Annotated in this window: 14 protein-coding genes; 8 read left to right on the top strand and 6 right to left on the bottom strand. The window is 70.9% G+C overall.

What is annotated here, in order from left to right; translation table 11 throughout:
- Positions 1-22 precede the first annotated feature (22 nt).
- Entirely contained in the window at positions 23-481 is a 459-nt protein-coding gene (locus AC1D29_RS06660; protein ID WP_477895432.1) for a DUF1203 domain-containing protein, read from the top strand.
- A 97-nt stretch (positions 482-578) separates the two neighbouring features.
- Positions 579-1,172, top strand: coding sequence for a PEP-CTERM sorting domain-containing protein (locus AC1D29_RS06655; protein WP_477895430.1), 594 nt, complete (start codon positions 579-581; stop codon positions 1,170-1,172).
- On the opposite strand, the gene AC1D29_RS06650 is transcribed toward AC1D29_RS06655, so the two are convergent.
- The 4 genes from AC1D29_RS06650 to AC1D29_RS06635 all read right to left on the bottom strand — a co-directional run bounded on the left by AC1D29_RS06650 (position 1,169) and on the right by AC1D29_RS06635 (position 5,755).
- Positions 1,169-1,930: a nitrilase-related carbon-nitrogen hydrolase gene (locus AC1D29_RS06650; RefSeq protein WP_477895428.1), complete on the bottom strand. Its 762-nt coding sequence runs from the start codon at positions 1,928-1,930 to the stop codon at positions 1,169-1,171. The two genes, AC1D29_RS06655 and AC1D29_RS06650, sit on opposite strands and share 4 nt — an antisense overlap.
- Positions 1,927-3,156, bottom strand: a complete 1,230-nt coding sequence (locus AC1D29_RS06645) for a saccharopine dehydrogenase family protein (protein ID WP_477895426.1) — start codon at positions 3,154-3,156, stop codon at positions 1,927-1,929. The genes AC1D29_RS06650 and AC1D29_RS06645 overlap by 4 nt, the downstream gene beginning before the upstream one ends.
- Positions 3,153-3,698 (bottom strand): GNAT family N-acetyltransferase, encoded by a 546-nt coding sequence (locus tag AC1D29_RS06640; protein ID WP_477895424.1) that lies wholly within the window; start codon positions 3,696-3,698, stop codon positions 3,153-3,155. Before AC1D29_RS06640 ends, AC1D29_RS06645 begins: the two co-directional genes overlap by 4 nt.
- A gap of 62 nt (positions 3,699-3,760) precedes the next feature.
- Entirely contained in the window at positions 3,761-5,755 is a 1,995-nt protein-coding gene (locus AC1D29_RS06635; RefSeq protein ID WP_477895420.1) for an SDR family oxidoreductase, read from the bottom strand.
- 188 nt (positions 5,756-5,943) lie between these two features.
- Here AC1D29_RS06635 and AC1D29_RS06630 point away from each other — a divergent pair, with 188 nt between their 5' ends.
- The 6 genes from AC1D29_RS06630 (at position 5,944) to AC1D29_RS06605 (ending at position 9,647) form a co-directional block, all read left to right on the top strand.
- The gene (locus tag AC1D29_RS06630; protein WP_477895418.1) at positions 5,944-6,681 is read left to right on the top strand and encodes a phasin family protein; all 738 of its coding nucleotides are present in this window, start codon (positions 5,944-5,946) and stop codon (positions 6,679-6,681) included.
- 100 nt (positions 6,682-6,781) lie between these two features.
- Complete coding sequence (locus tag AC1D29_RS06625; protein WP_477895417.1) at positions 6,782-7,960, top strand: patatin-like phospholipase family protein; 1,179 nt, start codon at positions 6,782-6,784, stop codon at positions 7,958-7,960.
- Positions 7,961-8,004: 44 nt separating this feature from the next.
- On the top strand, positions 8,005-8,385 hold the full coding sequence (locus AC1D29_RS06620; RefSeq protein WP_477895415.1) for a thiol-disulfide oxidoreductase DCC family protein: 381 nt from the start codon (positions 8,005-8,007) through the stop codon (positions 8,383-8,385).
- A complete protein-coding gene (locus tag AC1D29_RS06615; protein ID WP_477895413.1) occupies positions 8,382-8,600 on the top strand; it encodes a ferritin family protein in 219 nt (72 codons plus the stop codon). Before AC1D29_RS06620 ends, AC1D29_RS06615 begins: the two co-directional genes overlap by 4 nt.
- Positions 8,593-9,327 (top strand): bifunctional 2-polyprenyl-6-hydroxyphenol methylase/3-demethylubiquinol 3-O-methyltransferase UbiG, encoded by a 735-nt coding sequence (gene ubiG / locus AC1D29_RS06610; RefSeq protein ID WP_477895411.1) that lies wholly within the window; start codon positions 8,593-8,595, stop codon positions 9,325-9,327. The genes AC1D29_RS06615 and ubiG overlap by 8 nt, the downstream gene beginning before the upstream one ends.
- A complete protein-coding gene (locus tag AC1D29_RS06605; RefSeq protein ID WP_477895409.1) occupies positions 9,324-9,647 on the top strand; it encodes an SDR family oxidoreductase in 324 nt (107 codons plus the stop codon). Before ubiG ends, AC1D29_RS06605 begins: the two co-directional genes overlap by 4 nt.
- Here AC1D29_RS06605 and AC1D29_RS06600 read toward each other — a convergent pair.
- Positions 9,619-11,373 carry an ABC transporter ATP-binding protein gene (locus AC1D29_RS06600; RefSeq protein ID WP_477896189.1) on the bottom strand — a complete coding sequence of 585 codons (1,755 nt, stop codon included), beginning with the start codon at positions 11,371-11,373 and terminating at the stop codon, positions 9,619-9,621. The genes AC1D29_RS06605 and AC1D29_RS06600 overlap by 29 nt on opposite strands.
- Before the next feature lie 28 nt (positions 11,374-11,401).
- Positions 11,402-13,138, bottom strand: a complete 1,737-nt coding sequence (locus AC1D29_RS06595) for an ABC transporter ATP-binding protein (RefSeq protein WP_477895407.1) — start codon at positions 13,136-13,138, stop codon at positions 11,402-11,404.
- Positions 13,139-13,147 lie beyond the last annotated feature (9 nt).

Genomic DNA, 13,147 nt, shown 5'->3' with positions numbered 1-13,147 from the left:
TGCATTCCCACTGGAGCACGCCATGTCCTACCGCATCACCGGGCTGTCCGCCCAACCCTTTGCCCACCTCTTCGGCCTGAGCGACGCCGAGCTGGCCGCCCACGGCGCGCTGCGTTTCCGCGGCGAAGGCCTGCCGGACCGCGTCGAATTGCGCGACACCGTGGGCGACGAGACCGTGCTGCTCGTCAACCACGAGCACCAGCCGGCCGACACGCCCTACCGCTCGCGCCACGCCATCTTCGTGCGTGAGCAGGCCGGCGACACCTTCGACGCCGTCGACACCGTGCCCGCGGCGCTGCGGCAGCGCCTGCTGTCGCTGCGCGCCTTCGACGGCCAGCACCTGATGGTGGATGCCGACGTCGCCGAAGGCGCGGCCCTCGAACCCCTCATCGAGCGCCTGCTGGCCCGGCCCGACGTCGCTTACGTGCACGCCCATTTCGCGCGCCGCGGCTGCTATGCGGCGCTGATCCAGCGCGCCTGATCCCGGCCCCCCGAGTCGGGGGCTCCCCCCAAGTTCGAACCCCGCGCCGGGCGTTCGTCGCGGCTAGATTGCGCCCGATCCCTACCGGAGACTTGCGATGACCTCGACGCCCCGCCTGCCGCTGCTCGCCGCCACCGCCCTGCTGGCCGCCGCGCCCGCCTGGTCTGCCACGCTCTACACGCTGCCGGCAGCGACGACCGCGCTGGAAACCAACACTTCGGTGACGGCCAACTTCTCGGCCGCCGCGGGCGCCGGCCAGGTGGCCTTCACGCTGGCCGGCTATGCGACGCTGGATGGGGACAACTTCTGGATCGACGTGCTGCACGTGACGCTGAATGGCACCGAGGTGCTGAGCGGCACCTGGGACATCGGCGGCGGCGGCGCCAGCAGCCTGCTGGTCGACCCGAACGGCGCGACGGTCGGCACCGTCAACAACGTCACCAAGGAACTGGTGATCAGCTTGCCGGTGACGCTGGCGGCGGGCAGCAACCAGCTCGTCTTCAGCTACGAGAGCCCGACGAGCTTTGCCGGCAGTGACCGCGCCGGCTTCCAGGGGCTGGGCGACGAAGGCTGGGGCCTGAACGCCCTCACCGTGACCGGCACGGCCGCACCCATCCCCGAGCCGGCAGGTGGCGCGATGCTGCTGGCCGGCCTCGGCGTGCTGGGCTGGCTGTCCACGCGCCGCCGCTAAGCGAGCGTCACGAAGGCCAGCGCCGCTTCGTCGCGCGGCAGCGTGGTCACCAGCCGGCCACCCGGCGCGATGACGACGCCGGCGCCGAAGCCGCGCTGCGCCGGCGCGTTCAGCGACGCCGGCCAGTTGCTCTGCAACACCCAGGCGCCCAGCTCGCGCGCGAGACCCGCAGCGCCGACGCGATAGGCCTCGCACAACGCGGTCTGCTCGGCATCGGACTCGGCCACATAGCTGGGCCAGAAGATCACGCGCGGCCGCGCATCACCCGCCGGCAGCCCTGCGCGCAGCTCCGGCAGCAGCGCCGGGCCATCCAGCATCTCGCGGCACAGCACCGACGTGGCCAGCAGGCTGCCGATCGCCAGCCAGCCCCGTGCACCGCCCGGCGCGAAGAAGCCGGCCTCGCTGGGCGTCAGCCCGCGCTTGTGCACGCGGCCGAGCTCGCGGCCGGCGGCATCGATGTAGACATGGCTGTTGAACACCGCGCCGCCCTCGCCCAGCGTCGGCAGGCCCAAGATGGCGGCCAGGCCCAGGCGTGCGCAGGCGCTGCGCAGCGTTGCTTCGGCCTCGGCCAGCGCAGCCGCGTCCAGCAGCTCGGGCATGCGCCGGTGAAAGCCGGTCAGCGCGAGCTCGGTGCCCAGCAGGCCTTCGGCACCACCCGTCGCAGCCGCTTCAAGCGCTGCCAGCGTCTCGGCCAGGTTGCCGGCCAGCGTCCAGTGCATGCGCGGCTGGCTGATGGCCCAGCGCGGCCCGATGCTCAAGCGGCGATCTCGAACGTCAGCCCCGCACGCGCCTGCAGCCTGCGCACCAGCGCCAGGCCCATCGCGCTGCCAGGCGTCCAGACGCCACCGGGCGTCGCCTCGCGGCCCACGTCCTGTGCGAGGCACAGCGCGGTCTCGCTGATCAACTTGCAGGTCGAGCCATAGCCGGGGTCGCGGTCGCCCTTGACGACGGCGCGCAGCGTCTCGCCGCTGGCCGACTTGCCGGTGAACCAGACCTCGTAGCACCCCGCCTCGCGCGCCGCCTTGTCGGGGCCGTCGCCGGGCTGGGTCAGCACGAAGCGGCGCAGCAGCGCCCGTGTGGGCGTGAAGCCCAATGCCAGGTTCTGCAGCTTGGTGAAGCGGGCCAGCGCGACCGCCTTCTTGCGGCCCTTGTCGCCCTGGCCCGGCCGGCCCATCAGCAGCTTCTCGCTGTAGATGAAGTCCTGGCCCCACGGGTGGCCGCGCAGCGCGTTGCTGCGGTGCACGTTCTTGGTGTTGATGGTGGCCATCATGAAAGGCGCGCTCCAGACGTCGGCCCAGTCGTCCAGCTCCGCCCCCTGGCCACCGGGTTGGCGCGGGCCCTTGAAGCCGGGCGTCAACGCGAACGGGTTGGCCATCACCTTGATCAGCGCGGGCTCCCGGCGCACGGCCTCGATGGTTTCCATCATGCTGGCCAGCGTGCCACCCGACGCCGTGCCCTTCACGCGCGCGACGCGGCCCCGCACTTCCGACAGCGGCGCACCGAAGCGGGCCTGCGCCTCGGCCTGCAGGTAGACGACGCCGAGGTCAAAGGGGACGGAGTCGAAGCCGCAGGAGAACACGATGCGCGCGCCGCTCTTCTGGGCCAGCGGCGTCAGCTTGTCGATCATGCGCGCCATCCACAGCGGTTCGCCGCACAGGTCCACGTAGTCGGTGCCGCCCTCGGCGCAGGCCGTTGCCAGCGGCTCGCCATGCAACTGGTAGGGGCCGACCGTCGTGATGACGACGACGGTGCGCGCGACCAGGGCCTTCAACGCGGCGGCGTCACTGGCATCCGCCTTCAACAAGGCCACCGATGGCGGCAGGTGCAGCTCGTCGCGCACCTTGGCGAGCTTGTCCAGGCTGCGCCCAGCGATGGCCCAGCGCGCGCCGGCGGCGCCGCTCAGGTGCAGGTACTCGGCAACGAGACGGCCGGTGAAGCCGGTCGCACCGAAGACGATCAGATCGAATTCCTTCCTGTCGCTCACAAAGCCCTGCCTTTCATCGCCATCCAGTCGCCGCGCAGCAGCGACAGCGAATGGCAGTCCACATACTCCCCGGCCACAAAGACGATGCCGCGCTGCACGCCCTCGTGCGTGAAGCCGCACTTCTCGGCCACGCGCCGCGACGCATGGTTGTGCACCGACATGCCACAGGACAGGCGGTTCACCGGCCAGTTCTCGAACAGGTAGTCCACCAGCAGCGAAGCCGCCTCCGTGGCCAGCCCCTGGCCGCGCATCGCGACATCGGCCAGCGTCCAGCCGATCTCGCGCGCCGTCGTGTAGCGGGCCGCGGCGAAGTGCACCACGTCGCCAATGACGCTACCGTCAAGCAGGTGACAGACGAGCAGGCGCTCGGCGTCCTCGTTGGCAAAACCGTTGTCCTTCCAGCGCTGGTCCACCGTGTGCGGCGTCATCATGCGTGAGCCCAGGAAGGGGCCACGCACCTGCGGGTCGCCCGTCGTGCGCTTGAGCCAGGGCAAGTCGTCCTCGGTCACATAGCGCAGGCCGACGCGTTGTCCTCGGAGCATGGGTCTCGTCCTTGAAAACAAAAAGGCCCGGCCGAAGCCGGGCCATTGTTCAGTGTGCCGGATCAGAAATGGATGCCGCGCATCATCTGCTGCATCGCGATGGCTTCCGGCGACAGCCCCGACTTGCCGGACTTGTCGCCCTTGGCCGCCGAGCTGTCGGGGAACATGCGGAAGGTCGTGTTCATGACGATCTGCGCGATGCGCGGCGCGGCGGCATGCAGCATCTCGCCCGAGATGCCCAGGCGCGTGGCGATGCGCACGGGCTTGTTGATGCAGGCCTGCGCAATCATGTCGCCGGCCTCCTCGGGCGCCAGCGTCGGCACGTTCTTGTAGATCGCCGTGGGCGCGATCATGGGCGTGCGCACCAGCGGCATGTTGATGGTCGTGAAGGTCACGCCGGTGTCGGCGAACTCGCTGGAGGCGCAGCGCGTCCAGGCGTCCAGCGCGGCCTTGCTGGCCACATAGGCGCTGAAGCGCGGTGCGTTGGTCAGCACGCCGATGGAGCTGATGTTGACGACGTGGCCCTTCTTCTTGGCCACCATGCCGGGCAGCAGGCCCATGGTCACGCGCAGGCAGCCGAAGTAGTTCAGGTCCATCGTGCGCTGGAAGTCGTGGAAGCGGTCGTAGCTGCTCTCGATGGCACGGCGGATGGAGCGGCCGGCGTTGTTGATGAGGAAGTCGACACCACCGAACTCGTCGTTGCACCACTGGATCAGCCCGGCGCAGCCGGCCTCGTCGGCGATGTCGCAGGCGTAGCTGTGGATCTGCGCGTCCTTGCCCGCGGCAGCCTTGATCTCCTTGACCGCCTCGGCCAGCTTGACCTCGTCACGCGCGCAGATCAGCGTGATCGCGCCGGCCTCGGCGAACTTGATGGCCGCGGCCAGGCCGATGCCCGACGAGCCGCCGGTGACCAGCACCACCTTGCCGCCGGTCGCACCGCGCAGCGAGCGGTCGATGAACAGCGCCGGGTCGAGATGACGCTCCCAGTAGTCCCACAGCCGCCACGCGTAGTCGTTCAGGTCGGGGCAGACGATGCCCGAACCCTTCAGCGCCGCCTCGGTGTCGCGGCAGTCGAAGCGCGTCGGGTAGTTGATGAAGGTGAACATGTCCTCGGGGATGCCGAGGTCCTTCATCACCGCGTTCTTGATGCGGCGCACCGGCGCCAGCGCCATCAAGCCTTTCTTGACGCTCTTGGGAATGAAGCCCAGCAGCGCGGCGTTGATGAACAGGTTCATCTTGGGCGCGTGCGCGGCCTTGCTGAAGATGTCCAGCACGTCGCCGACGCGGTAGCCCTTGGAGTCGACCAGGTGGTAGCAGCCGTGCGCCTTGGTGACCTTGTGCGAGATGTGGTCCAGCGCGTCGACGACGAAGTCCACCGGCACGATGTTGATGCGGCCGCCCTCCAGGCCCACGCTGGGCAGCCAGGGCGGCAGGATCTGGCGCATGCGCTGGATCAGCTTGAAGAAGTAGTAAGGCCCGTCGATCTTGTCCATCTCGCCGGTCGTCGAATCGCCGACCACCAGCGCCGGGCGGTAGACCGTCCACGGCCGCTTGCACTCCTTGCGCACGATCTTCTCGCTCTCGTGCTTGGTCATGAAGTACGGGTGATCGAGGTTCTCGGCCTCCTCGAACATGTCCTCGCGGAACACGCCTTCGTACAGCCCTGCCGCCGCAATCGAGCTGACATGGTGCACGTGGCCGGCGTCGATGGCCTGCGCGAACTCCACCATGCTGCGCGTGCCTTCGATGTTGACGGCGACCTGCGACTCCTCGTCGGCGCCCAGGTCGTAGACCGCAGCCAGGTGGTACAGGTGGTCGATCTGGCCCTTCAGGCCCTTGATGACGTCGCTGGCCACGCCCAGCTTCTTGCTGGTCAGGTCGCCGAAGACGGGGATGGCGCGCGTCTTGGAGACGCCCCAGTAGGCGAGCAGGTCGGGCAGCTTGGCTGCGCTTTCCTCGCGCATCAGGAAGTGGACCGTGCTGCCGCGCCGGGCCAGCAGCTTCTTGACGAGTCGCTTGCCGATGAAGCCTGTGGCGCCGGTGACGAAATACTGCATGCGGGTCTCCTGCTTGTTGGATGAGCTTGTCGCACTGATTCTTCACCAGCGCTTGCGCTACCTCGCTGGGCACTTTCCCCAGTGATAGTCGCCTCTAGCGTAGAGCGCCCACACTAGGAATCGCCGTGCCGATCGGGGATGCCGCCGCTACAGTGCGTCGGCAATTCGCTAACTCGCAAGGACACCCCATGGTCAAGAAGCTCCAGAAGATGGCAGACAAGAAGAAGGCTGCAGCCGCCACCGGCTTCCCGGCTGGCCTGCTCGACAGCGCAATGGCACAGAACGTCAAGGACAGCGCCCAGCAGATCTGGGCCGCCGGTCTGGCTTCCTTCTCCAAGGCCCAGGGCGAAGGCAGCAAGGTTTTCGAGGCCCTCGTTTCGGAAGGACTCAAATTGCAGAAGAAGACCCAATCCGCCGCCGAGGAAAAGCTCAGCGCCGTGGCCAGCAAGGTCAGCGGCATGGCCGGTGACGTCGGCACCAAGGCCGGCCAGCACTGGGACAAGCTGGAAAGCATCTTCGAACAACGCGTCGCCAAGGCGCTGAAGACGCTGAACGTGCCGTCCGCCGGTGACGTGCAGAGCCTGATCAAGCGCATCGACGACCTGGCCGTGTCGGCCGGCCTGAAGAAGGCAGCGCCCGCCAAGGCCGCCAAGAAGGCCGTCGTCAAAAAGGCTGCCGCCGTGAAGAAGGCCGTTGTCGCCAAGGCCGCGCCGGCCAAGAAGGCGGCCGTCAAGGCCGTCGCCAAGAAGGCCGCGCCCGTGAAGGCCGCCGTCAAGGCCGTGGCCAAGAAGGCTGCATCCCCGGCGAAGAAGGCTGCTGCGCCCGCCAAGAAGGCCGCCCCGGCCAAGACCGTGGCCAAGAAGGCGCCGGCCGCCAAGAAGGCCGCGGCGCCTGCACCGGCCGCCGCGCCGGCCGCGCAAGCCTGACCGATAACTCTCTCTGACCATGCGCCAACCAAGAATCGGGTTGGCCCTGGCAGGCGGAGGCCCACTGGGCGCCATCTATGAAGTTGGCGCCCTTTGTGCTTTGGAGGAGGCCGTCGACGGCCTGGACTTCACCGCCTGCGACGGCTACATCGGCGTCAGCGCGGGCGGCTTCATCGCCGCCGGCCTGGCCAACGGCATGACACCGCGCCAACTGTGCGCCGCCTTCATCGAGAACACGGCCGAGGCACCGGACCGCTTCGACCCCGCCGAGCTGCTGCAGCCGGCCTGGACCGAGTTCGGCCAGCGCCTGCGCCTGGTCCCACAGCTGCTGGCCGACGCCGCGCGCGAGGTGCTGCTGGAAGGCCGCTCCGTGCTGGGCGCCGTCGAGCGCCTGGGCCGCGTGCTGCCCACCGGCCTGCTCAGCAGCGAACGCTTTGGCGAGGCGCTGCAGCGCGTCTTCGCGCTGCCCGGCCGCAGCAACGACTTCCGCCAGCTGCGCCACCGCCTCGTGCTGGTCGCCACCGACCTGGACAGCGGCGAGGCCATCCCCTTCGGCGCCGAGGGCTGGGACCATGTGCCGATCTCGCAGGCCGTGCAGGCCAGCGCGGCGCTGCCGGGCCTGTTCCCGCCGGTCGAGATCGACGGCCGGCATTACGTGGACGGCGCGCTGAAGAAGACGCTGCACGCCTCCGTGCTGCTGGACCGTGGCCTGGACCTGCTGATCTGCCTGAACCCGCTGGTGCCCTACGAGAGCGACCGCCTGTCCAACCGCGAGGCGCGCTCGCGCCGCGCAAAGAAGCTGGCCAGCAAACTCGGCCGGCCCGCCCTGCGCGCGCTGCAGCCGCGCATCCACCGGCTGGTGGACGGCGGCCTGCCGCTGGTGCTGTCGCAGACCTTCCGCTCGCTGATCCACTCGCGCCTGGCGCTGGGCCTGAAGGGCTACGAGCTGACGCACCCGCAGACCGACATCCTGCTGTTCGAACCCGACCCGCGCGATGCGGAGATCTTCCTGGCCAACACCTTCAGCTACAGCCAGCGCCGCCACCTCGCCGAACACGCCTACCAAGCCACGCGCGAGCTGCTGCGCGAGCGCGCGGCGGTGCTGAAACCGCAGTTCGAACGCGCCGGCCTCACGCTGCGCGAGGACGTGCTGGCCGACCGCGAGGCCCGGCTGCTGCCCGCGCCCGGCGAGACGCCGATGGAACAAGCGCTGCGATCGCTGCGCGGGTCCTTGAGCGTGCTGGAAGCTCGCCGCGGCGCAAGGCACAGCGCGCAATAACCGACCCCGGGCAAGGCATGGCCCCGGCAGGCAAGATGCCCGCCATGCCCTCCGTCCCCGCTGCAGCGCCGACCGACCGGCCCACCGTCTACTTCGACGGTGCCTGCCCCGTCTGCACCCGCGAGATCGGCCTGTACCGCCGCCAGCCCGGGGCCGGCGGCCTGTGCTGGGTCGACGCGGCCGCCTGTGACGCCGGCGCACTGGGCGCCGACCTGACGCGGCCGCAGGCGCTGGCGCGCCTGCACGTGCGCGGCGCCAACGGCGAGCTGGTCAGCGGCGCGGCGGCCTTCATCGCCCTGTGGGCCGCGCTGCCCCGCACTGCCTGGCTGGCCCGGCTGCTGGACCACCGACCCGTGGTGTGGCTGCTGGACGTGGCCTACGGCGGCTTCCTGCGCGTGCGCCGGTTGTGGCGGGCACCGGCATGAGTGCCGACATCAGCGCCGTCGGGGTGCCCGCCCTGCCGGCGGCGGTCCGGGCCGAGCTGCGCACCGACCTGGAAGCCTGCCGCCAGGACGAGGTGCACCACCGCGACGGGGCCACCGCCCACGGCGCACCGGCACCCGGCTGGGCGCTGCGGTGGTGGTGCGGCCTGGTCGGCCGGGGCTCGGCCGCGGCTGTGTCGGTGTGCCGCCATGTCTGACACGCACACCACCGTCATCCCCGCCGAGGTGGCGCGCTTCGACGCCTGGAGCGCCACCTGGTGGGACGCGCGAGGCCCGATGCGGCCGCTGCACGTGACCAATGCGCTGCGCCTGGCCTGGGTGCGCGACGCCATCCGCCGCCACCACGGCGGACGCGCAGACTTGAGCCTGCTGGACGTGGGCTGCGGCGGCGGGTTGGTGGCCGAGCCGCTGGCGCGCGACGGCCTGCGCGTGGTGGGCATCGACGCATCGGCCGGCAACATCGGCGCCGCCCGGCGCCATGCCGGTGAGCTGCCGGGGCTGGACTACCGCGTCGGCGAACCCGCCGTGGCGCTGCGGCCGGACGAGCGCTTCGACGTCGTGCTGGCGCTGGAGGTGGTGGAGCATGTCGACGACGTGCCGGCCTTCCTGACGCAGGTGGCCGGCCATGTGGCGCCCGGCGGGCTGCTGATCGCGTCGACGCTGAACCGCACCGCACGCAGCTGGCTGCTGGCCATCGTCGGCGCGGAGTACCTGCTGCGCGTGCTGCCGGTGGGCACGCACCGCTGGCGCCAGTTCGTCACCCCGGCCGAGCTGGAGGCCGCCGCCACGCGCGCCGGGCTGCGGCCGCTGCAGCGGCTGGGCATGCGCTACCTGCCACTGCTGCACCGCGCGAGCTGGACGCGCGACACCTCGGTCAACTACCTGGCGAGCTTTGCCCGCCCTGCCTCGGAGACGCCTGCATGACCCCCATCGTTCTCGCGACCGGCGCCCGCGGCGGCATCGAGGCGCTGGTGCGCAGCGCCGCCGCCACCTACGCGCAGCAGGGCCTGCGCGTCAACGCGGTGGCACCGGGCATGACCGACACGCCCATGACCGCCGCCATGCTGAAGCAGCCCGCCATGCGCGAGGGCGCCGGCAAGCAATACCCGCTGGGCGGCGTACAGACGGCCGATCAGGTGGCCGGCGTGATCGCCTGGCTGCTGTCCGACGCGGCCGACCGGCTCACCGGCCAGGTGCTGCCGGTGGACGGCGGGTTCACGCGCATCCGGCCGCTGGTGCACTGACCGGCTCGTCCGCGTCCGCGGGCTCTTCCAGCGTCTGCAGCTCCACCAGACGGCGGTACAGGCCGCCGTCCAACGCCATCAGCGCCTCGTGCGTGCCGCGCTCCTGCAGGTGGCCGTGGTTGAGCACCAGGATCTGGTCGGCCGCGCGGATGGTGGACAGCCGGTGCGCGATGGCGATGACCGTGACGCGGCCGTGCAGCGCCGTCAGCGCCTCGCCGACGCGCTGCTCGGTGGCGCTGTCGATGTTGCTGGTCGCCTCGTCCAGGAACAGGATGCGCGGCGCGCCGGCCAGTGCGCGCGCCATGGCCAGCAGCTGCTTCTGGCCGGTGGACACGCGCGCGCCCCCCTCGCCCAGCCGGGTGTCGTAGCCCTGCGGCAGCGCCGTGATGAAGTCGTGTGCGCGCGCCGCGCGGGCGGCGTCCTCGACGTCCTCGTCGGCGATGCCCGGCCGGCCCATCGCGATGTTGTCGCGCACGGTCGCCGCCATCAGGTAGGGCTCCTGCGGCACCAGGCCCACCGCGTCGCGGAAGGCCGCGTCCGGCACGCTGTCCAGCGGCTGGCCGTCCACCGCGATGCGGCCTTGCTGCGCCGTGTAGAAGCGCAGCAGCAGCGACAGCAGCGTGCTCTTGCCGCTGCCCGTGTGGCCGACGATGCCGACGAAGCTGCCGGCCGCGATGTCCACGTCTAGCCCATGCAGCACCGGCCGCAGCGGGTCGTAGCCGAACGTGAGGCCCTCGATGCGGATCTCGCCCTTCGTGACGGGCCCGCCGTCCTGCGCCGGGCCGCGGTGCTCTTCCTCCTCCAGCAAGGCGCGCACGCGCGAGGCCGCCACCATGGACTGCTGCAGCTGGCCGAACTGCATCGTGATCTGGATCAGCGGCTCGACGACGCGGGCGATGTAGGCCAGGAAGGCATACAGCAGCCCCACCTCCAGGCCCGACAGCTCGCGTCGTCCGAAGCCGTAGACGACGGTGACCAGCAGCAGCACGTTCAGCAGGTCCAGCGCCGGGCGCAGCAGCCAGGCGTTGGCGCGCAGCTCGGCGATGCGCGACAGCCTGTGCTCCGCGTTCACGGCCTCGAAGCGTGCGCCGAAGCGCCCGGCCGCGCCGCTGGCCTGCAGCACCGCCATGCCGGCCATGCTCTCGGCCATCTGCGCGTTGATGTCGCTGCGCAATTGGCGGGTGCGCGCCACCGCGGGCGCGGACAGTCGCTGGTAGCCCTTGATGATGAGCACCATGGCCGGCACCAGCGTCGCGACGATGAGCATCAGCCGCCAGTCCAGGAAGGCCATCGCGACCAGCGAGCCGGCGACGACGATGCTGGAGTCCAGCATCACGTACAGCACCTGGCGGTACAGCTGGTTCACGGCCTCGGTGTCGTTGGTCACGCGGCTGACGAGCTGGCCGGTGATGGCCTTGTCGAAGAAGGCCATGGGCAGCGCCAGCACATGGGCGTAGACGCTCTCGCGCAAGCGCAGCACCGAGCGCCGCGCGACCCCGGCCATGCGCGACAGCTGCGCATAACGGATCCAGCTGGCGGCCCAGCCGGTCAGCAGCACCGAGGCCAGCAGCAGGGCCATCGCGCCCAGGTCGTAGTGGCCGGGCAGCAGATGCTCGTCGATGTAGCGCTTGCCGAGGATGGGGGCCAGGGCCTCCAGGCCGGCGGCGAGCAGCAGCCACAGGCCGCCACGGATCAGCTGCGGGCGCTCGGGCCGCGCCGAGTCCATCAGCAGGCCCACGCTCTTCCAGGGCTTCTCAAGCGGCTTCAAGACTGGCCTCGATCTGTTGATAGCGCCACTGCGCTGCATACCAGCCGCCGAGGGTCAGCAACTGCTCGTGCGTGCCGCGCTCGATGACATGGCCTTGCTTGAGCACGATGACCTCGTCGGCCTCCATCACCGCCGACAGCCGGTGGGCGATGACGATGACGCTGCGGTCCGGGCGCGCCGCGCGCAGCTCGCGCAGGTGGTCCAGGATGTCGGTTTCCGTGCCGGTGTCGACGGCGGACAGCGCGTCGTCCAGCACCAGCAGTGGGGCATCGGACAGCAGTGCCCGCGCGATGGCCACCCGCTGGCGTTGGCCGCCCGACAGCGTGACGCCGCGCTCGCCCACCTCGGTCGCGTAGCCGTTGGGCAGGCGTGCAATGTCGTCGTGCACGGCGGCCAGGCGGGCGGCGGCTTCGATCTCGGTCGGCGTGGCGGAAGGCCGGGCCAGCGCGATGTTCTCGGCGACGGAGGCCGAGAACAGGAAGGGCTCCTGCGGCACCCAGGCGATGTGGGCGCGCAGCGTGGCCAAGGGCAACTCGGGCAGCGGCACGCCACCGAGCGTCAGCCGGCCCGCGTCGGGCTCGGCCTGACGCAGCAGCAGGCGCACGAAGGCGGACTTGCCCGCACCGGTCGCGCCGACGATGCCCAGCGTGCGGCCCGGCGCGAGCGTCAGGTCCACGCCCTCCAGCGCCGGCCGCCTGGCACCGGGGAAGCCGAAGGTCAGCCCCTCGGCGCGCAGCGTCGCACCGGTGGGCAGCGCCGCCCTGCCCGCGTCGGCCAAGGTCAGCGGCGCGTCCAGCACCGGCGCCAGCCGCGCCCAGGCCGCGCGGCCACGCTCCAGCAGCGCCAGCACCCAGCCGGCCGCGAACATCGGCCAGATCAGCTGGCCCAGGTACATCGTGAAGGCGGTCAGCTGGCCGATGCTGATCTCGCGCTGCGCGACCAGCCAGCCGCCCACGGCCAGCGCAATCGCCGTGGCCGCGCCCAGCGTCATGCCGACGGCGGGCTCGTAGGCGGCCTCCCAGCGTTGCGAGCGAAATGCCGCCTCGGCCGCGTGCCCGGCCAGCTCGCCAAAGCGCGTCTCGCTGCGCGAGACCAGGCCCAGCGCCCTCAGCGTGCGCACGCCGGCCAGGCTCTCCTGCACCTGCTGGTTGAGGTCGCCGAAGCGGGTCAACGAGTCCTGCGCCGCCTCGTGCAGGTGCTTGGAGATCCACCAGAACGCCAAGGCCATCAGCGGGAAGGGCACGAGGGCCGCGAGGCCCAGGCGCCAGTCGATGGCGAGGGTCATCATCGCCAGCACAAGGATCAACGTCTGGCTGCCATCGAAGCCCGCCAGCATGGCCTCACCGGCGGCCTGCTCGACGGCATCGATGTCGTTGGTCGCCAGCGCCATCAGGTCGCCGGTGCGCTGGGACTGGAAGTAAGCCGGGCCTTGCAACGCCAGCCGGCCGAACAGCCGCGTGCGCAGCCGTGCGCCCAGCTGGTAGGCCGCCTTGAACAGCATCAGCCGCCAGCCCACGCGCAGCAGGTAGATGACCAGGCCGGCGGCGACCAGCAGCGCGAGTTGCTCGATGAGCGCCGGGCCCTTGAGGCCGCCGGCCACCAGCGCGTCGACCACATGGCCGACCTGGCGCGGGATCCAGACGGTCAGCGCGGCGATGCAGCTGAGCATGGCCGCTGCGGCGCCATAGGCGCGCCAGTGCTCGCGCACGAAGGCGGCGAGCATGCGGGTGAG

The organism is Roseateles sp. P1_C6 (genome assembly GCF_056406315.1).
This window is presented reverse-complemented; position numbering and strand designations above follow the sequence as displayed.